Genomic DNA, 17516 nt, shown 5'->3' on the forward strand with positions numbered 1-17516 from the left:
CCAGCGGGAGCAAGCTCCCTCGCCACAGATACTTCTCAGGCCTCCAGACTTCCTTAAGTGAACAGCATTGCGCCACGCGTGGGCTTTCTGTTATCTGCCCTTCCCTCGCACGCCATTGTCTCAGCCTTGAGGATATTTGGCGTGCACCGCCGAACTCGACTTTACTTTTATTGATGCACCCAAGAGTTTCTTCACGACACTCACATTCGGGAGCCCAGTCATGAACACCCGTCTATTCGCACTGGTCGTCGTGCTGCCCGCGGTGGCTGGATGCAGCTCCGAGACATCGGTCTATCGAGAGCAACCGCTGGTCGCAAAGGTAGAAATGGGCATGAGCAAGGATCAAGTCCAGCAAATCGGCGGCAAGCCTTTATCAATCAGTGATCGCACCGTCGAGCCCGGCACCTGTTTTGACTACATGCTCACGCAAGCCGGCCAAAAGCACACGTTCAATGTCAGTTTTGATGGTCGAGGCAAAGTCGACCATAAGAGCTTTATGACGTGCGCGGAATGGAGTCATGTACAACAAAAAGCCAGAGAGCCGTCCGGCAGCATGGGAGGCGGTGGCGGGTACTAAAGTTGATGCAATGCAGCAACACCGGCACCAACAAAAGTAGCGCATGGTATTCGGCCGGACGCTTGATCGGCTCCGGCCTTTTACATTCTGGTCCTACCTGATCCTGTGCAATCCCTGCCGTTCATGGGTGGCCTTGAGGTCGTGCCGTATATCGCCGATGAGCTTGGTGATCGCTAGATTGCCACTCAGGCTGGATACAGGAATTCCTGTCACCAGCAACTCCACTCGGCCGGTGACCGGTTCGAAAATCTGAGCGTGCAGCGATCCGCCCGGATCAACTCGACACTGGCAGGAAAGGGGCAGGAAAGCTGATTCGATGAGGTGACGTAACTCAAGCGTAGATAACATGATGACGCCTTTCAGAACAGGAGCCAGCCGAGGTGCTCTTGTTTGATGTTGTGGCAGGGGCCAGAAGCATTAATGCCTGAACACAGACCTCAAACCACCTGGCGCAGTGACGGTGTTTCCAGTCTACGCCTTGAGTAGCCGACTGTTAGACCGTTTCGGAGTGGTGGGTAACCTTAACGTCTACGCTTATCGCTGGTGGACGGCATTCATCTTCGACGGCGCCCCTTAATCCACACTCCGCCCGTCGCAGCACTATCGAGGTGTATCAATGGAAGTCGAGAGCACTCAGCGCGCGAATGTCTTTCGGGTTCTATGGGGACGCCTGAAAGAACATCCTCTGGCGAAGCTGGGGCCTGGACTCATTACCGGCGTGGCCGATGACGACCCCAGCGGCATCGCCACCTACTCACAGGCGGGCGCTCAATTCGGCCTGAACATGCTCTGGACGATGCCATTGGCCTTTCCGTTGATGGCCGCCGTTCAATCGATGTGCGCAAACCTCGGCCGAGTGACCGGAAAGGGACTCGCCGCCAACATCAAAACGGCGTTTTCGCCAACCGTACTACAAAGCGTGGTACTGCTACTGCTCATCGCCAATACGCTGAACATTGCCGCCGACGTGGCCGCCATGGGGGAAGTTGCGGAGCTGGTCAGCGGCGTCAATCGACACCTGATGACCGCGGTCTTCGTGTTCGGGACGCTGGCGCTACAGATGTTCGTCCCTTACCACCGCTACGTCTTTTTCCTGAAGTGGCTGACGCTTTCGCTGTTGGCTTACGCAGCCGTGCTGTTTACGGTGCATATCCCGTGGGAGCAGGTCGCCTTGCGCACGGTCTGGCCCAGATTCACCCCGGACGCTACCGCCGCCGCGGTCGTCGTGGCGCTTTTCGGCACGACCATCAGCCCTTATCTGTTTTTCTGGCAGACCTCTGAAGAGGTCGAGGACATGCAGAGAACCCCTCACAGTGCACCGCTCAATCAAGACCCGCGCAGCGCGCGCAAGGAACTGCGACGCATCCGTTGGGACACCTGGAGCGGCATGCTCTACTCCAACATCACCGCCTACTTCATCATTCTGGCGACGGCCGTGACCCTTAATGTGGCGGGCGTGACCGACATCAACACTGCGGCACAAGCAGCCAGCGCATTGCGGCCACTCGCCGGCGACTTTGCCTACCTGCTCTTCGCCCTTGGCATACTGGGCGTGGGCATGATCGGCGTGCCGGTGCTGGCGGGTTCTGGCGCCTACGCCCTTTGCGAAGCGATGGGCTGGAACGAAGGCCTCGAACGCAAAGTGCGCAACGCCCGAGGCTTCTACAGCATCATCGCCATCAGCGTACTCGCTGCACTCGCCATCCAGTATTCGCCCATCAGCCCCATGAAAGCATTGTTCTGGAGTGCCGTGATCAACGGGATCGTTGCGGTACCGCTGATGGTCGTCATCATTCTGGTTTCGAAGAAGTCGGTGATGGGTGATTTCACGGTGAGCCGGCCGTTGACCGTTCTGGGCTGGGTTGCGACTGCTGTCATGGGTGCGGCGGCGGCGGCGATGTTTATACCGGGGTGAGTCTGGCGGGGATATGGCGAAGGGGTTGGTTGCGCTGCCATCAACGGCGACATAACCCGCCAGCATTAAGGGACGTGGATCAATAGGGCCTGATAGCGTTTAGAGAAGCTTGATCAACACCGCAGTGACTGCCGCCACCGTGCCGATCAGGCCCGTCGCAACAGCTACCGGATACCAAAAAGTTTCACGGGTCATCTTGCCGGCCTCGGCGTTCAGCTTGCGCTGCTCAGCCATCAGCTTGACGATTTCCACGTGAATCTTTTCCAGTTCGGCCTGTTGCATGGTCAACTCCTGCATAACGTTCGTCCCTTCGGGTGGCGGATTGCGTCGGGTGCGCTGCGCTTTGATTCATTTTCTACCCTAAAGGTGTGAAATGAATACCCCCTCCCCGACTCGCTTCGTGTGAAGCGCTGAAACCCATGGAAGCGCACAAGCACCTGGCTTTGCAGCGTTGCTTCCTACACCGCCATCATTTGCCCTACAGCAATTTCGGAAGCACCTTCGCCTATACCGTGAACGTATTTACCAAGAAATATATCCGTTCCCATTGTTTGAGTGCGGATAGCAGGGAGACCGGGTTTGACGACCCGATCCACGCATGAATCAATCCATGGCACTCCATCGCGCAATCCAAACGAATCTGCCCTGCGCGTCTTGTGCCACGCCAACCCCACCTGCTTCGGGATCGGCGTGGCACTGTTGCCATATACGCAGAGAATCAGGCTATCGATTGAACCGCTCGACCAGTGAGTACTGGGTGGCCGCCGTTTTCGTCAGCTCGTTGCTGAGCTCTGCCGAGTGATGGGCTTGCTCTGACGTCTGATCTGCCAGGTGTGCAATGGTGCTGATATTGCGGCTGATTTCCTCGGCAACGGCGGTTTGCTCTTCAGTCGCAGCCGCAATCTGAGTGGTCATGTCGGTGATATTGGCTACCGCTTCACTGATACCCACCAACGCCTTGTCTGCCTCAAGTACCCACGCCACGCCCTCTTCGGCCTGACGTTGACCACTTTCCATGGTCTGCACAGCGTTATTGGAGGACGCCTGGAGCTTGGTGATCAGGCCATGGATCTGTGTCGTCGATTCAGACGTGCGCTGCGCCAGCTGACGAACCTCGTCAGCCACCACGGCGAAGCCTCGACCCATATCGCCGGCACGTGCCGCTTCGATCGCGGCATTCAGGGCCAGCAGGTTCGTTTGATCGGCAATGCCCTTGATCACGTCGACGACTGTTCCGATTTCATTGCTGTCCTTGGCCAACTGCGCCACCGTTTGCCCGGTTTCACCGACCACGGCAGAAAGACGCTCGATGGCTTCTCGGGTGTCTCTGGCCACATCGCGTCCGCGCCCGGTCAGCTGGTTAGCCTCCTGGGTGGCGTCAGCGGTGCGCTGGACATGGCTAGCAACTTCCTGCGTGGTCGCCGCCATTTGATTGACCGCAGCGGACACTTGCTCGGTTTCGACACGCTGGCGATCAAGACCTTGTGAGCTATCGGACGCCAGAACGTTGGATCTTCCGGCAAGCCCGCTGAGTTGCTCTGCGGTGTCTTGAAGGCGCGTAAGGCAGGTCTTCAGGCGCGCGTCCTGACTGACAAAAGCCGTTTCCAATCGTGCTTGAGGCCCCCGCTCATCGCTGTACATCTGTGCGATGAGTTGATCGGACGTGGAAGGTTCAGCCATCTGCAACAGACGCAGAGTGCCTCGCCGTTGCCAGCGGGACGTCATCAGGCCGAATGGAACCGAGACGCCTGCCGCGACAACAAAAGCCAACGTGGAATCGAGGAACACCCCCCCCAAAGTGCCCACCAGCCCCATAACCAGATACGGCAGGCAATCCTGGAGGACAGGTTGCCACTTGTCTCGGGTGGGAATGGCCGGTTTCCCCTGACTGATGCGCTTGTAGAGGGCTTCGGCGCGGCGGATCTGTTCGGCGGTAGGTTTGACCCGGACCGACTCAAAACCAACCACTTGGCTGCCTTCAAAAATCGGTGTGACGTATGCGTTGACCCAATAGTGATCGCCATTCCTGGAGCGGTTCTTGACGATCCCCATCCAGGGATTGCCTTGCTTGAGAGCACCCCACATATGGGCAAAAACGGCGGGTGGCACATCAGGATGGCGAACGATGTTTTGAGGGGCGCCAATCAGATCGGCTCGGTCGAAACCACTGATCTCGACGAAGGCGTCATTGCAGTAAGTAATGACGCCTCGGGCATCTGTTGTCGAGATCAGTTTTTGTTGAGGTGCAAGCGCGATTTCACGTTGTGTAACGGGTTGGTTGTTTCTCATTCCTGCTGCTCCCTGTGTCCTGTAAAAGTGCCATCGGCAGGCACCAGGAAAAGGTTAGCCGTATTTTTTAAAAAACTCCTTTAATAACAATTAGTTGTATTACTAAAACTCCATTATATTGGATCCAAAAGCATGCCGCTATATCATTGAATATCCTGGATAAATAGCGTTTCGAACAGGCTGGAGACTTTCATGGGCGACCTGAAAGCTCGCATTATCTCTAAAAACGCGGAATGAGATGTCAGCCCTGCCCACCGAATATTTGCGAGCGCGTGCCGCGTGGGGTGACGCATTGGAGTGGCAGTGGTCAGAGTAGGATAAGATGCCTGTAAATCAGGCTCGCCATGAGTAGCCCCGCATGACAGATAACAGTCGGAACACCACCCGTCTGATCAAGAAGTACCCGAATCGCCGTCTATATGACACGCACACCAGCAGTCATTTGACCCTTGCGGATATACGCCAATTGGTCGTCGATAAAATCCCCTTCGAGGTGGTCGACGCCAAGACCGGCGAGGATCTGACCCGAAGTATTTTGCTGCAGGTCATTCTGGAAGCCGAAAGTGGCGGTGAGCCGATATTCTCCAGTGAGATGCTTATGGGGATTATCCAGTTCTACGGTCCCTACCAGAGTGTCCTCGGCAGCTACCTGGATAAAAGCATCCAGACGGTCATCGACATCCAGTCCCAGACCGGAGCTCAGTCCTCTGAAGCCTGGAGTGAGTTCATGCACCAGCAAGCACCGGTCATGCAGGATTTGATGCGCCAGTATGTCGACCAGTCGAAAGCCCTCTACCTGAACACTCAGAACCTCTTCGGCCTGTTCGGTGGCATGCCACCAGGCAAGCCGGGTGCCGGTGGCAGGACGAAAAAAAATGGCGATGGGGAGTAAACCCATCGCCATCAGTTCAACCGCTCTAATGTGACTTACTTGTTGCCGCTTGTGGCCTTGGCACCTGGAGCGGTTTTGCCGGCTGCTGCGGTCGCTGCCTCAAAACCGCTCTGGGCAACGTCAGCAGCCTGTTTAACGGCTTTCTGTGCGCTTTCAAAAACGGTACCGGCATTCGCCAGCGACGACTTGAATGCGGCCACAACAGGCTCGGAGCCAGCCGGTGCATTCTTGCTGATCACGTCAACGAACTCTTGCACCTGCTGGGTGCCCGCCTCGACCTGACACGAGGCCAGTTTGGTGATTTCCGAGTGAGTGCCGACAATCAACGCTTGCACTTGGCGATTGAACTCAGCCAGGCGTTCGGCTTGTACATTTGGCTGGGTGAAAGAAGCCTGGAGCTCAGCGAACCCTTGTGGATCACGGACTGCCAGCAGCTTGCGAAAGACCTCGAACTGCTCCTCGGTGGAGGCCTGCAGTGTCTTGAACTGCAATTGGCTGAGCTGTTCAACACTGGAGAAGATTTTGCCGCTGATTTGCTGCAGGAGGTCTAGGTTGGCTTTCTGAGCGTCTTGCAATTTTTCCGAGTTGAAAAAAGACATGCTTGAATCTCCTGATTCTGAAAGGCCGGCATAGGCCTGAGGACGCGATAGCGATCCTGCCGGTCATCGCGCTAGATTTAATATTGCAGCGCACAATTTTTTTTGGCAATGACTTTTTTTGTGCAGCGCACAAAGATTTTTCCTCCACTGCCGATTTTCGCTATAGACTCCTGACATCAAGCGGATAGCCAAGGTCTTATTCATCAATGAGCCGCAGGCCGCTGCTTCGCATGCATAACTCCAGGAGATCACCATGGGCCAGGAAGATAATATTGCATCGCAATATGAAAAACCCTCCTCTCAACGCGGCCTGTTCGAACACCTGAGTCATCTGCAGCGCCTCAATACGCTGAACATCCTTGATGCTTTGCGCCAGCGCCAGGAAAAAACCCTCGCGCCGCTGAAGCAGGGTCAACTCAGACAACCTACGCCTGCTGAATGGCAGGCATATGTCACCGACCTTGGCCAACGCTGCCTGCTGTTCTGGGACACCCTGCGCCAGCGCGGCGACAATACGCTGGCCCATGAACGCGCCGGGTATCCGCTGCTGCTCAAGTTCGATCATGAAACCCTGATCGCAGGCGCCGACCTCCCGCGCCCGGTCAACTATTCACTGCTGCGAATCCTCCTGGGGCCCGAGCAGAAAATCGACAGCAATGGCCAGCCGGTGATCATCATTGACCCACGCGGCGGCCATGGCTCGGGAATCGGTGGCTTCAAACAGGATTCGGTATTAGGCGAAAGCCTCAGAGCCGGCCACCCCACTTATTTCATCTCTTTCAGCCACTCACCACAGCCTGGGCAAACCCTGGCCGATATCGTCGAAGCCCAGGCCCGGTTCATCGAGGTCGTCAGCGCCCTTCACCCAGCCAACAGCAAGCCGATCATTATCGGCAACTGCCAGGCCGGCTGGGCCTTAATGGGATTGGCGGCAACACGGCCGGAACTGCCGGGATTGATCATTATCAATGGTGCCCCCTTGTCGTACTGGGCCGGTGTCAATGGACGCAATCCAATGCGTTACACCGGTGGCCTGCTGGGTGGCGGCTGGATGGCTCGCCTGGGCAGCGACTTGGGCAATAACCGTTTCGACGGCACCTGGCTGGTCAGCAATTTCGAAAACCTGGACCCGGCCAACACCTATTGGGGCAAGTACTACCAGTTGCTCAGCCAGATCGACAGTGAGGCTGCGCGCTTTCTCGACTTCGAACGCTGGTGGGGCAGCCCGACCCTGCTCAATGGCGAAGAGATCGAGATGATTGTCGATGACCTATTCATCGGCAACCGGTTGTCCGGCGGACTTGGCCGCAAGAGCTCCGGAATTGACCTGAAACGGATCGAAGTACCGGTGGTGGTGTTCTGCTCCTACGGCGACAACATCACCCCTCCCCAGCAAGCGTTGAACTGGATCGCCGATGTCTATCCCAGCGATCTCGCTTTGCATGATGCAGGACGTACCATCGTCTACCTGCGACACGCCAGCATCGGCCATTTGGGCATCTTTGTTTCCGGCAAGGTGGCGCGGCGTGAACACCGTGGATTGCTCGGTGCAGTCGAAGCCATCAATGCGCTGCCGGCAGGGCTATACGAAATGCTGATCGACGATCTGCCGGCCCCCTCAGGCAGCGGTGACGTGCATTACAGCGTGAGTTTCGAATCAAGGCGAATCGCTGATATCCATGATGATGTCGAGCCAGCCCGTGATGACGATCGCGAATTCTCTCTGGTGGAGCATGCCTCTGAAATCAACAGCGAGTTTTACGACGGGCTCATACGCCCGTGGCTGCGTCAGGTCGTCAACGAGCCCATTGCCGAACTGATGCGCAGGACGCACCCCTTCCATCAGCAGCAAGTGCTATGGAGCAGCCTGAATCCGGCGCTGTGGTGGTTAGCCGGGGCCGCCTGCCAAGTGAGCAGTGATCGTCGTCCCGCACGCGAGGACAACCCGTTGCTGGCGTGGCAAGAGCTGATCTCCAACCAGATACAAGACGCCCTGAATACTTATCGCGATGTGCGTGACGCCACTCAGGAGCTGTTTTTTTACGGTATCTACGGCTCACTGGGTGCCCTCACCAGCAACAAGCCGGTGCGAAATCTCCAGGCACATTCCGACCAGCAGGACCAGGCCCTGATCGAACGCCTGCAGGATGCGCTGCCCCATGGCGGCACTCTGGAAGCGTTGGTGCGGATTCTGTTTTTACTGGGCCGCGACAGCGACAAGGCAGGCAAGGAAAGCATAGAGAAACTGATCCAGCAGGTGCACTTGCTGGTCCAGGACTACAGCACTGAGCCCACAGCCCTGCGCGAAGCCATCCGATTGCAGAACCTGCTGGTTTTTGCCCACCCGCAAGAAAGCTTGCGCAGCCTGCCGTTGTTGCTACCCGAAGCCAAGGAACGCCAACAGGTGCTGACAGCCGTTGGGCAATTAATGCCTGAACTGCTCTCGACTGCTGGAACCGAAGGCGAATTCTGGCGTGAACTGCACACGCTGCTCGAAGTCCCCCTGCCCGCTCCCGCCATCGTCGTTAAAGCCCCAAAGCGCAAAGCAAAAAGAGGTCCAAAGCCTCAATGAACCTCCACAGGGGATTAGCGGTGTATCCGTTCGGCGTAGGCGCTGGCGAAGCCTGCAATCTTATGGTCTCTGCGCAGACCGACGGAGTTCATGGCTCGGACCGGCACCGGCACGGACACGACTTCCTCGAGCGCAAACAACGACTCATCGGTTCGATACTGACCGGGGGGCATGCCGAACCAACGGGTGCATGCCTTATGGAAGCTGCTGTGATCATGAAAGCCGAGCAGATACGTCACATGCTTCATGTTGAAACGAGAATGGCGCAAATAGAAGTCGGCCAACTGCCGGCGCACATCGTTGAGGACATCCTTGAATTGCGTGCCATCCTTCTCAAGGCCTCGCTGAAGCGTTCGCTTGCTGATGTTCAGTGCCGCCGCAATCGATTCCATATCACATTGCCCTGGGCCCTGCCCCTGGCTCAAGCGCTCGATAATCAGCGCGCGAATCCTGCCAACATTAGAGCAGCCGGACAACTGGTCCAGTTGAGCCTCGGCAAAACTGTCATGGAGTATGGCGAGCGCCTCGTTGGCCATACTCAAAGGACTCAGAAGTTCCTCGCCATCGAACAGGATACTGTCATAAGCCGCCCCGAAACGCAGCGGACAGCCAAAAAGCCGCTGATGCTCCGACGTGTCTTCAGGCTCGGGATAAGTGAACTCTACACTCAACGGTTGCGGTGACTTGCCACCCGCCAGCCAGCGGCAGAAACCCAGCAGCGAAGCCAGGCCCGCATCCGAATATTGCCGGGGTTTGACCGAGCCACGTTGCTGATGATCGAGGCTGGCCAGACGGAAATGTTGCTGCTCCTGGACAAAGAAAAGGCTGAATCCGGTGCTTATCAACGGGCTGAAACGAACCAGGCGTTCGAGCGCCCTTTTCAGATTCGAACTGGACATCATCGTGTAGCCCACGATCTGAAAAACGCCGGGGTGGAAACTCCCGTAGGCTTTCAAACCGATGTTCGGATCATCCGAGGCCTGAGCAGCCAGATCCCAAAGACGATAGATAACGCTTCGCTCGCAGTATGCTCCAGGTTTATTCACGAACTCGACGTCCAGTCCCGCCTCCTGGCACAGACCGGTAACGTCCAGTCCTTGAGCCAAAAGCGTATTCGCCAGCATGCCTGCATAACCTGAACTCATTCTATACATAGCGCCCTCAATAACCTGTGGAACCGAACATCCTGTCCGGAGCCGATATTGACCTACGCTGAACATATTTCAGCCATGTTTCACGAATATTAATTATCCATTCCATTTCAAGTATTGATCCCAGTATAGGTACTCCTCATTTTTTGCAAGCTGTCTAAAACGCCTGTGTGGCACCGATGGACACGAATACGTCACCTACCAACACTTCCGCACGAACCGTTGATATCGAACAATCTTCTCTCCTGCAGCGCAAAAAGAAGGGAAGTAGAAATATGGAGTCGCGTAGTCGTATTGCGGTAGTAACAGGTGGTATGGGCGGCATTGGTACAGCCATCAGCCAACGTCTGTACAAGGAAGGCTTCAAGGTTATTGTCGGCTGCAGTGCCAATTCCGGCCGCAAGGATGACTGGATGGCAACACAGCTTGCAGCAGGCTATCAATTCGAATGCGTCGAAACCGATATCACCGATTGGGAATCGACCCGCAAGGCCTTTGAGATGGTGCGCGAACACTTCGGGCCGATCGACGTACTGGTCAACAATGCAGGCATCACTCGTGACGCGTCCTTCCGCAAGCTCACCCCGGAAGACTGGAACGCGGTGATCGGGACCAACCTGAACAGTTTGTTCAACACCTCCAAGCAAGTCATCGAAGGCATGCTCTCCAAGGGTTGGGGGCGGATCATCAACATCTCGTCGATCAACGGCCAGCGTGGCCAGTTCGGTCAGACCAACTACTCGGCCGCCAAGGCTGGCATCCACGGTTTCACCATGGCACTGGCCCGGGAAGTTTCCGGCAAGGGCGTGACCGTCAACACCGTATCCCCGGGCTACATCCAGACCGACATGACTGCGGCAATCCGCAAGGACATTCTGGACGGCATGATTGCCGGCATTCCGGTGGGTCGCCTTGGTCAACCCGAAGAGATCGCCTCGATCGTGGCCTGGCTGGCCTCCGATGAGTCCGCCTACAGCACCGGTGCCGACTTCTCGGTAAACGGCGGCATGAACATGCAGTAAGCCCAACCAGGGCATGAATGCCCTGGTGTGCTCGACGAATTTTGTCTTTTCAATGAGGTCACGCATGAACGAAGTCGTAATCGTTGCCGCTACTCGTACCGCCATCGGCAGTTTCCAGGGTGCTTTGTCTGCAATTCCCGCGACCGAACTGGGTGCCGCAGTGATTCGTCGCTTGCTGGAGCAGACGGGTATCGATGCTGCTCAAATTGATGAAGTGATCCTCGGCCAGGTACTCACTGCCGGCGCTGGGCAAAACCCGGCCCGCCAGACAGCGATCAAGGCCGGCTTGCCACACACCACGCCTGCCCTGACCTTGAACAAGGTCTGCGGCTCGGGCCTCAAGGCAGTCCATCTCGCCGTCCAGGCAATCCGTTGCGGCGATGCGGAACTGGTGATTGCTGGTGGTCAGGAAAATATGAGTCTGGCTCCCTACGTTCTGCCCAAGGCACGTACGGGTCTGCGCATGGGCCATGCGCAACTGCAAGACAGCATGATCCAGGATGGCCTGTGGGACGCGTTCAACGACTACCACATGGGTATCACCGCTGAGAATCTGGCGCAAAAGTACGAGATCTCTCGTGAAGCGCAGGATGCCTTCGCCGCCGCCTCGCAACAGAAGGCCGCCGCTGCCATTGAGGGCGGGCGATTCCAGAGCGAAATCACCCCGATCCTGATTCCTCAACGTAAGGGCGAACCACTGGTCTTCGACACCGACGAACAGCCGCGTATCGACAGTACTGCGCAAGCCTTGGCCAAACTCAAACCGGCATTCCAGAAAGACGGCAGCGTGACCGCCGGCAATGCTTCGACCCTCAACGATGGCGCCGCCGTACTGTTGCTGGCCAGCGCCGCTAAAGCACAAGCCCTGGGCCTTCCGGTACTGGCACGGATCAAAGCCTATGCCAGCGCCGGTGTGGACCCGTCGATCATGGGCATCGGCCCGGTCCCGGCTACGCGCCTGACCCTGCAAAAGGCTGGCTGGAACGTCGAGGACCTGGACCTGATCGAAGCCAATGAAGCCTTCGCCGCCCAGGCGCTGGCCGTTGGCAAAGAGTTGGGTTGGGACACCAGCAAGGTCAACGTCAACGGCGGCGCGATCGCCCTTGGCCATCCGATCGGCGCGTCGGGGGCACGGATTCTGGTGTCGCTGGTGCACGAACTGATCCGTCGCGACGGCAAGAAGGGGCTGGCCACTTTGTGCATCGGTGGCGGACAAGGCGTCGGCCTGGCTATCGAGCGCTAACCAACGGCACCTGAGTAGCCAATGCGCGGACTTGGGCCCCTTGTTCCGCGCATCAGGTTGGCGTCAGACAACGCTGCCCGCATTCCTGCCTGCGCTACGCCGGAGTCCGGCAAAGCGCGGCTTTTTTCTGCCCGGCTCATCTGTATGGGCAAGGAACTTTAATGGACAACAACGCGCATACATTCAAGACCTATTGGTCAGGCCAGGTTCCGTTCATCGCATCCTTGGCAGTGCAACAATTGCGCCTATGGGTCAGCACTAATCCCTGGTTTTCCGGACATGAGCACGGCACCTGGTTCGAGCTGCCTCGCGAAACCCTGGACAGCCTTCAAGCGGACTACCAGGTTCAATGGGGCCAACTCGGCCAAAAACTGCTGACCGGCCAATCCTTCAGCTTCGATGATCGACGTTTCGCCAGCGGCAACTGGAGCGAGCCACTGTTCGGCTCCCTCGCTGCGTTTTACCTGCTCAACTCCAGCTTTCTCCTGAAACTGCTCGACAAGCTGCTGATCGACGATAAGAAACCGCGCCAACGCCTGCGCTATCTGGTGGAGCAAGCCATTGCCGCCAGTGCACCAAGCAATTTTCTGGTCAGTAACCCTGATGCGCTCCAGCGTGCGGTTGAGACTAAAGGTGCCAGCCTGCTCACCGGTCTGCAGCATCTGGCCAGCGACATGAACGAAGGCAAAATGCGCCAGTGTGATAGCGGTGACTTCACGGTTGGCGTCGATCTGGCCAACACCCCGGGCGAAATCGTCTTCGAGAATCACCTCTTCCAGCTCATTCAGTACTACCCGCAAAGCGAGACCCAGTACCGACATCCGGTATTCGTCGTACCGCCGTCGATCAACAAGTACTACATCCTTGATCTGCGCCCGGACAACTCGATGGTCCGCCATCTGCTGGAAAAGGGCCATCCCGTATTCCTGATGTCCTGGCGCAACTTTGATGAGGAATACGCGGGCACCACCTGGGATGACCTGATTGAGCACGGGGTCATCGACGCCCTGCAAGTGACCCGTGAGATCAGTGGCGAGCAGCGACTCAATTGCGTAGGTTTCTGCATCGGCGGCACCCTGTTGAGCACGGCGCTGGCAGTACTTGCGGCACGCGGAGACCGGGAGATCGCGAGCGTGAGCCTGCTCACTACGTTCCTTGACTACCTGGATACCGGTCCCATCGACATTTTCGTCGACGAAGAACTGGTGGCCTATCGAGAGCGCACCATCGGCGGCATGAATGGTCCCATCGGCCTGTTTCGTGGCGAGGACATGGGCAATACCTTCTCCCTGCTGCGCCCCAACGACTTGTGGTGGAACTACAACGTCGACAAATACCTCAAGGGTCAGAAGCCGATTCCACTTGATTTACTGTTCTGGAATAACGACAGCACCAACCTTCCGGGCCCGATGTACTGCTGGTACCTGCGCCACACCTATTTGCAGAACGATTTGAAATCAGGTGAGCTTGAGTGCTGTGGGGCCAAGCTGGATTTGCGTGCAATCGACGCTCCCGCTTACATCCTCGCCACCCATGACGATCACATCGTGCCCTGGAAAAGCGCCTATGCCAGTACCAACCTGCTCTCCGGGACCAAGCGCTTTGTACTGGGCGCTTCCGGGCATATCGCCGGTGTCATCAATCCACCCGCCAAGCAGAAGCGCCATTACTGGACCAACAATCGGGTCACTAAAAACCCGGAGACCTGGTTCAAGAATGCCGAGCAGCAACCCGGTAGCTGGTGGAATGATTGGTTCAACTGGCTGGCGGGACACTCCGGCGAGCGCCAACCAGCGGTTGCGCACACCGGGAATGACAAATACCCGCCTCTGGAGCCGGCGCCAGGCAGTTATGTAAAGCAATGAAAGACTGCGGTGGGCCAGAGCGCGACACATCATTTATTTGGGTACTAAGGAGAGACGACCCGTGATCACCCCGTTCCGCATCAACGAAGCACTTTTGATTGCCAGCCACGCATTCAAACCTTTTCAATGTGTCGCCTGGGCTCCGCAAGACGGTAATGGCGAACTGAGCCTGAGTGTCATCGACCGGGCCAACACGCGTATTTGTCGCAAGCTGGTTCCAAGCAGTGCCTATTCCGACCCGGCGCAGCTGGAACGCCTGCTGGAAGAGGTGCGCGCCGAGTTGAGCCAGGAGGGTTACACGCTGCAATCCTGGACAATGCCAGCGTAAGCATTCTCGCGGATCGCCAACGGCGAGCCACCTGATACCAGAGCAGTAATCCTGGACCGCTGAAAGCTTCGCCTGCGCTGTGTGCTTTCCCATGAAACACCCCATCGGTTATGTCTAACCTTTGGGGTGCAGTCCAAAATCAGGTGGATACCATCGCCTTTGGCGTCGGGGTCAGGAAGGCGTGAAGAATGCGGCGTGACATCTGGTTTTTGCATCAGCATTAAAACAACGAGCTGATAAACCCAATCGCGACGATCGAATAGAAGGCTGCGCAGATCATCCCGAACGATTTTCGCGTTCGAGTGAAAAACGGTTCAGCCGAATGGGCTGAAAACGCCAACGCGTAAGTACTGAAGATCAGGAACCCAAGTACGGCACAACCGGCCACCAGGACAAAACTGGCCCAGGCGGGTGCATTCGCGCTAAGCCCGACCGTGGTCACGGTGAACCAGGTCAAGGCAGCTTTTGGGTTGGTGAGGTGAATACCCAGTCCTTGCAAATAATACCCAATGTTCCTGGTCTGTTTGGTGCGAGCTCGAGCAACCGTGGTGGCATTGTGTGCCAGTGCACCGCGAATCGACTTGTAGGCCAGAAAGAACAAATAGCAGGCGCCAAGGACTTTCAGCCAGACCAGAATCTGCGTGTAGGAAAGCAGCAACGCCGATACCCCAGCCGCAGTCATTGCCCCCCAGCACAGCGAACCGGAAATGACCCCCGCCGCCAACGCCAGCCCAGGCGTACGCCCAAAGTTCAGGGAGGTATTGGCAATCGCCAGGTTACCCGGACCGGGGCTGGCGGTGCCGATGACATAGACCGCCAGCGCGGCTCCGAAGCTCGAAAGATCAAACATATGACGGTCTCTTATCAGTCGCACCAACGCGCGCAATGCACACCCTTCAAGCCGCTATCGGCCTGAAGCCCCCCAAAAAAGCTCTTATTTGAAGCAACGATGATCGGGCTCCTGGGCGCGAATTTTTTCCATCCAGGGTTTCAGCTCGGATTGCTTGTACAGCCGCTCGCCCCAGCGCTCCGGTGAAACCGGCAACGACCGCCCTTGCAGGATGTAATCGGTGAGCAGATGAATAAACTGCTGCAAGCAATACGCGCCCACATGCAAACGGAGCGAAGACGCCGTCTCGGCCGGAGCAACGTTAAAGCGCGCGACATGGATGATCTGCCCGCTGTCGACCGAAGGCGCCAGGTGATGGCAAGTCGAACCGTAGGTTTCATCGTTGTGGTAAATCGCATAGTGCTGGCTGCCCAGCCCACGGTATTTAGGCGGGGCTGGGTGCAGGTTGATCGCGCCCTTGCGGGCGTTCTTATAAATACTTTCCGGGAAGATAAAGTCGCCGCGATAGGAAATGATCCAATCGCCTTCCCAGTCATCCAGGTGATAGGGATAAGGATCGCCGGGGTCCCAGCAGAACACTTCAAGGTTGGAAAACACGGTTTTGGCGAACTCGACTCCGTGATCGCACCAGTCCATGGTGCACACCGAAAGGAGGACTTTGTCCTTGCATGGCTCAATCATCTGCATCTTCTATTCCCCATCAACGAGTAATAACGGTGAAACCGGCAAGCGCTGAACGACTGTCGCGAACGTGCTCGCGCCTGCGCAAAAAGGGCGAACTGTCATTGACCGACGGCCCTTACAACTGCACTGAAACGTTCGACCATCTCGGCGACTTCGGCCTCGCTGGAAATAAATGGCGGCGCAAACAGCACATGATTGCCGTGAGTGCCATCGACGGTTCCACTGCCGGGATAGATCAGCAGACCGCGCTTCAAGGCTTCCTGCTTGAGGGCGGCTGCATACGCCCCGCCACCACGAAACGGCTCTTTACCCGTGCGGGTTTCGACGAATTCGAGGCCGACAAACAAACCACGGCCCCGCACATCGCCAACGGTATCAACGTCAGCCAGGCTTTCTCTGAGCCAACTGCGCAATTGCTCGCCACGGGTGCGAACCGTTGCCAACAGGTTTTCTTCAGCGATGACCTTCTGTACTTCCAAAGCAATGGCGCACGCCAGCGGATGGTTGACATGGGTTTGGCCGTTGCCCAGCACACCGGAACCCTGGGCCATGACCGAATGCACCCGGTCGCTAATCAGCAACGCTGAAATGGGCATGTAACCGGCCGCAAGCCCTTTGCCCACGGCCACCATGTCCGGCACGATCCCGTCGTCGGCATAGGCGTACATCTGGCCGGTGCGGCCCATGCCCGCCATCACTTCATCGAGGATCAGCAGAACGTCGTGACGCTCGCAGACCTCCTTGATTTTGCGAAAGTAGCCGGGGACGGGAGGAACCGCCGCGTTGGTCGAGCCGACAACGGTTTCAGCGAAGAACGCGGCGACATTTTCGCTGCCCAGCGCGTTGATTTTGTCGTCCAGCTCCTGGGCCAGACGCGTGGCGTACTGCTCTTCGCTCTCGCCTACGCGCAGTTCGCGATAGGCATAACACGGCGAAACAAATTCAGCGGGCGGCAACAGTGGCCCGAACACCGACTGACGTTGGGCATTCCCGGAAATACTCAGGGTGCCCAAGGTGCTGCCGTGATAGCTCTGGCGCCGCGAAATGAACGTCGACTTGGTGGGCAAGCCACGCTCACATTGATATTGGTAGGCGATTTTCATCGCCAACTCCATGACCTCCGAACCGCCCGACAGAAACTGCGCCCGCGCCAAGCCACCGGAAGCGCCGACCAGCTGTTCAGCCAGCTCTTCGGCGGCTGCCGTGGTGAAACTGCCGGCATGGGCCCAGGCGAGCTTTTTCGCTTCGCGCTCGAAAGCCGCCACGATACGCGGATGCGCATGCCCAAGACTCGACACCGCTACGCCACCACAGGTATCGAGGTAACGCTTGCCTGAAGCATCCTCAAGCCAGACACCGGCCCCGTTGACGGCGAGGATCGGTGAGGTGTTCAGGTTTTTGTAAATGACCTTTGACATGGGCGTGAGTCCTTGGGCTGTTGGGGCTATTTTCCCTTTGCCGGATGATCCCATGCCGTCGGGGCCTGGTGAAAATTCCGGCCAAAACGGGATGAATGAAAGACCGACCGG

General features: G+C 57.3%; 16 protein-coding genes. 8 read left to right on the top strand and 8 right to left on the bottom strand.

The annotated features are described in order from the left end of the window. The first annotated feature begins 220 nt into the window (after positions 1-220). A complete protein-coding gene (gene osmE / locus KRR23_RS28000; protein WP_216745083.1) occupies positions 221-577 on the top strand; it encodes an osmotically-inducible lipoprotein OsmE in 357 nt (118 codons plus the stop codon). Between the two features lie 93 nt (positions 578-670). Here osmE and KRR23_RS28005 read toward each other — a convergent pair whose 3' ends face one another. Then, entirely contained in the window at positions 671-925 is a 255-nt protein-coding gene (locus KRR23_RS28005) for a DUF1652 domain-containing protein (protein WP_216745084.1), read from the bottom strand. 268 nt (positions 926-1193) lie between these two features. Between KRR23_RS28005 and KRR23_RS28010 the strand changes: the two genes are divergently transcribed. After that, the gene (locus tag KRR23_RS28010) at positions 1194-2492 is read left to right on the top strand and encodes an NRAMP family divalent metal transporter (protein ID WP_253912295.1); all 1299 of its coding nucleotides are present in this window, start codon (positions 1194-1196) and stop codon (positions 2490-2492) included. A 99-nt stretch (positions 2493-2591) separates the two neighbouring features. Here KRR23_RS28010 and KRR23_RS28015 read toward each other — a convergent pair whose 3' ends face one another. Further along, positions 2592-2774: a hypothetical protein gene (locus tag KRR23_RS28015; protein WP_216745085.1), complete on the bottom strand. Its 183-nt coding sequence runs from the start codon at positions 2772-2774 to the stop codon at positions 2592-2594. 441 nt (positions 2775-3215) lie between these two features. Beyond that, the gene (locus tag KRR23_RS28020; protein WP_216745086.1) at positions 3216-4781 is read right to left on the bottom strand and encodes a PAS domain-containing methyl-accepting chemotaxis protein; all 1566 of its coding nucleotides are present in this window, start codon (positions 4779-4781) and stop codon (positions 3216-3218) included. A gap of 358 nt (positions 4782-5139) precedes the next feature. On the opposite strand from KRR23_RS28020, the gene phaR reads away from it, so the two are divergent. Beyond that, positions 5140-5673: a polyhydroxyalkanoate synthesis repressor PhaR gene (gene phaR, locus KRR23_RS28025; RefSeq protein WP_103315393.1), complete on the top strand. Its 534-nt coding sequence runs from the start codon at positions 5140-5142 to the stop codon at positions 5671-5673. A 35-nt stretch (positions 5674-5708) separates the two neighbouring features. On the opposite strand, the gene phaP is transcribed toward phaR, so the two are convergent. Further along, complete coding sequence (gene phaP, locus KRR23_RS28030) at positions 5709-6272, bottom strand: TIGR01841 family phasin (protein WP_216745087.1); 564 nt, start codon at positions 6270-6272, stop codon at positions 5709-5711. Positions 6273-6525: 253 nt separating this feature from the next. On the opposite strand from phaP, the gene KRR23_RS28035 reads away from it, so the two are divergent. Next, positions 6526-8844 carry a DUF3141 domain-containing protein gene (locus tag KRR23_RS28035; RefSeq protein ID WP_216745088.1) on the top strand — a complete coding sequence of 773 codons (2319 nt, stop codon included), beginning with the start codon at positions 6526-6528 and terminating at the stop codon, positions 8842-8844. Between the two features lie 14 nt (positions 8845-8858). Here KRR23_RS28035 and KRR23_RS28040 read toward each other — a convergent pair whose 3' ends face one another. Continuing rightward, positions 8859-9998: an AraC family transcriptional regulator gene (locus tag KRR23_RS28040; RefSeq protein ID WP_216745089.1), complete on the bottom strand. Its 1140-nt coding sequence runs from the start codon at positions 9996-9998 to the stop codon at positions 8859-8861. Between the two features lie 272 nt (positions 9999-10270). On the opposite strand from KRR23_RS28040, the gene phbB reads away from it, so the two are divergent. The 4 genes from phbB to KRR23_RS28060 all read left to right on the top strand — a co-directional run bounded on the left by phbB (position 10271) and on the right by KRR23_RS28060 (position 14453). Continuing rightward, entirely contained in the window at positions 10271-11017 is a 747-nt protein-coding gene (phbB, locus tag KRR23_RS28045) for an acetoacetyl-CoA reductase (protein WP_081013685.1), read from the top strand. Positions 11018-11081: 64 nt separating this feature from the next. After that, positions 11082-12260: an acetyl-CoA C-acetyltransferase gene (locus KRR23_RS28050; protein WP_103315398.1), complete on the top strand. Its 1179-nt coding sequence runs from the start codon at positions 11082-11084 to the stop codon at positions 12258-12260. A 161-nt stretch (positions 12261-12421) separates the two neighbouring features. Continuing rightward, the gene (gene phaC, locus KRR23_RS28055) at positions 12422-14125 is read left to right on the top strand and encodes a class I poly(R)-hydroxyalkanoic acid synthase (RefSeq protein WP_216745090.1); all 1704 of its coding nucleotides are present in this window, start codon (positions 12422-12424) and stop codon (positions 14123-14125) included. 61 nt (positions 14126-14186) lie between these two features. Then, complete coding sequence (locus KRR23_RS28060) at positions 14187-14453, top strand: hypothetical protein (RefSeq protein WP_216745091.1); 267 nt, start codon at positions 14187-14189, stop codon at positions 14451-14453. A gap of 220 nt (positions 14454-14673) precedes the next feature. Here KRR23_RS28060 and KRR23_RS28065 read toward each other — a convergent pair whose 3' ends face one another. The 3 genes from KRR23_RS28065 to KRR23_RS28075 all read right to left on the bottom strand — a co-directional run bounded on the left by KRR23_RS28065 (position 14674) and on the right by KRR23_RS28075 (position 17405). After that, entirely contained in the window at positions 14674-15303 is a 630-nt protein-coding gene (locus KRR23_RS28065; RefSeq protein WP_054593296.1) for a LysE family translocator, read from the bottom strand. Between the two features lie 84 nt (positions 15304-15387). After that, positions 15388-15990, bottom strand: a complete 603-nt coding sequence (locus KRR23_RS28070) for a formyltransferase family protein (RefSeq protein ID WP_216745092.1) — start codon at positions 15988-15990, stop codon at positions 15388-15390. A 95-nt stretch (positions 15991-16085) separates the two neighbouring features. Beyond that, entirely contained in the window at positions 16086-17405 is a 1320-nt protein-coding gene (locus KRR23_RS28075; RefSeq protein WP_216745093.1) for an aspartate aminotransferase family protein, read from the bottom strand. Between the last annotated feature and the right edge of the window lie 111 nt (positions 17406-17516).

The sequence above is a fragment of the Pseudomonas sp. CVAP#3 genome (assembly GCF_018986375.1).
In the GTDB taxonomy this organism is placed as follows: domain Bacteria; phylum Pseudomonadota; class Gammaproteobacteria; order Pseudomonadales; family Pseudomonadaceae; genus Aquipseudomonas; species Aquipseudomonas helvetica.

What these genes read in the sequence shown, in the direction of transcription:
- osmE (WP_216745083.1), top strand. Translation starts at nt 221, where the DNA reads ATGAACACCCGTCTATTCGCACTGGTCGTCGTGCTGCCCGCGGTGGCT.
- KRR23_RS28005 (WP_216745084.1), bottom strand. Translation starts at nt 925, where the DNA reads ATGTTATCTACGCTTGAGTTACGTCACCTCATCGAATCAGCTTTCCTG.
- KRR23_RS28010 (WP_253912295.1), top strand. Translation starts at nt 1,194, where the DNA reads ATGGAAGTCGAGAGCACTCAGCGCGCGAATGTCTTTCGGGTTCTATGG.
- KRR23_RS28015 (WP_216745085.1), bottom strand. Translation starts at nt 2,774, where the DNA reads ATGCAACAGGCCGAACTGGAAAAGATTCACGTGGAAATCGTCAAGCTG.
- KRR23_RS28020 (WP_216745086.1), bottom strand. Translation starts at nt 4,781, where the DNA reads ATGAGAAACAACCAACCCGTTACACAACGTGAAATCGCGCTTGCACCT.
- phaR (WP_103315393.1), top strand. Translation starts at nt 5,140, where the DNA reads ATGACAGATAACAGTCGGAACACCACCCGTCTGATCAAGAAGTACCCG.
- phaP (WP_216745087.1), bottom strand. Translation starts at nt 6,272, where the DNA reads ATGTCTTTTTTCAACTCGGAAAAATTGCAAGACGCTCAGAAAGCCAAC.
- KRR23_RS28035 (WP_216745088.1), top strand. Translation starts at nt 6,526, where the DNA reads ATGGGCCAGGAAGATAATATTGCATCGCAATATGAAAAACCCTCCTCT.
- KRR23_RS28040 (WP_216745089.1), bottom strand. Translation starts at nt 9,998, where the DNA reads ATGTATAGAATGAGTTCAGGTTATGCAGGCATGCTGGCGAATACGCTT.
- phbB (WP_081013685.1), top strand. Translation starts at nt 10,271, where the DNA reads ATGGAGTCGCGTAGTCGTATTGCGGTAGTAACAGGTGGTATGGGCGGC.
- KRR23_RS28050 (WP_103315398.1), top strand. Translation starts at nt 11,082, where the DNA reads ATGAACGAAGTCGTAATCGTTGCCGCTACTCGTACCGCCATCGGCAGT.
- phaC (WP_216745090.1), top strand. Translation starts at nt 12,422, where the DNA reads ATGGACAACAACGCGCATACATTCAAGACCTATTGGTCAGGCCAGGTT.
- KRR23_RS28065 (WP_054593296.1), bottom strand. Translation starts at nt 15,303, where the DNA reads ATGTTTGATCTTTCGAGCTTCGGAGCCGCGCTGGCGGTCTATGTCATC.
- KRR23_RS28070 (WP_216745092.1), bottom strand. Translation starts at nt 15,990, where the DNA reads ATGCAGATGATTGAGCCATGCAAGGACAAAGTCCTCCTTTCGGTGTGC.
- KRR23_RS28075 (WP_216745093.1), bottom strand. Translation starts at nt 17,405, where the DNA reads ATGTCAAAGGTCATTTACAAAAACCTGAACACCTCACCGATCCTCGCC.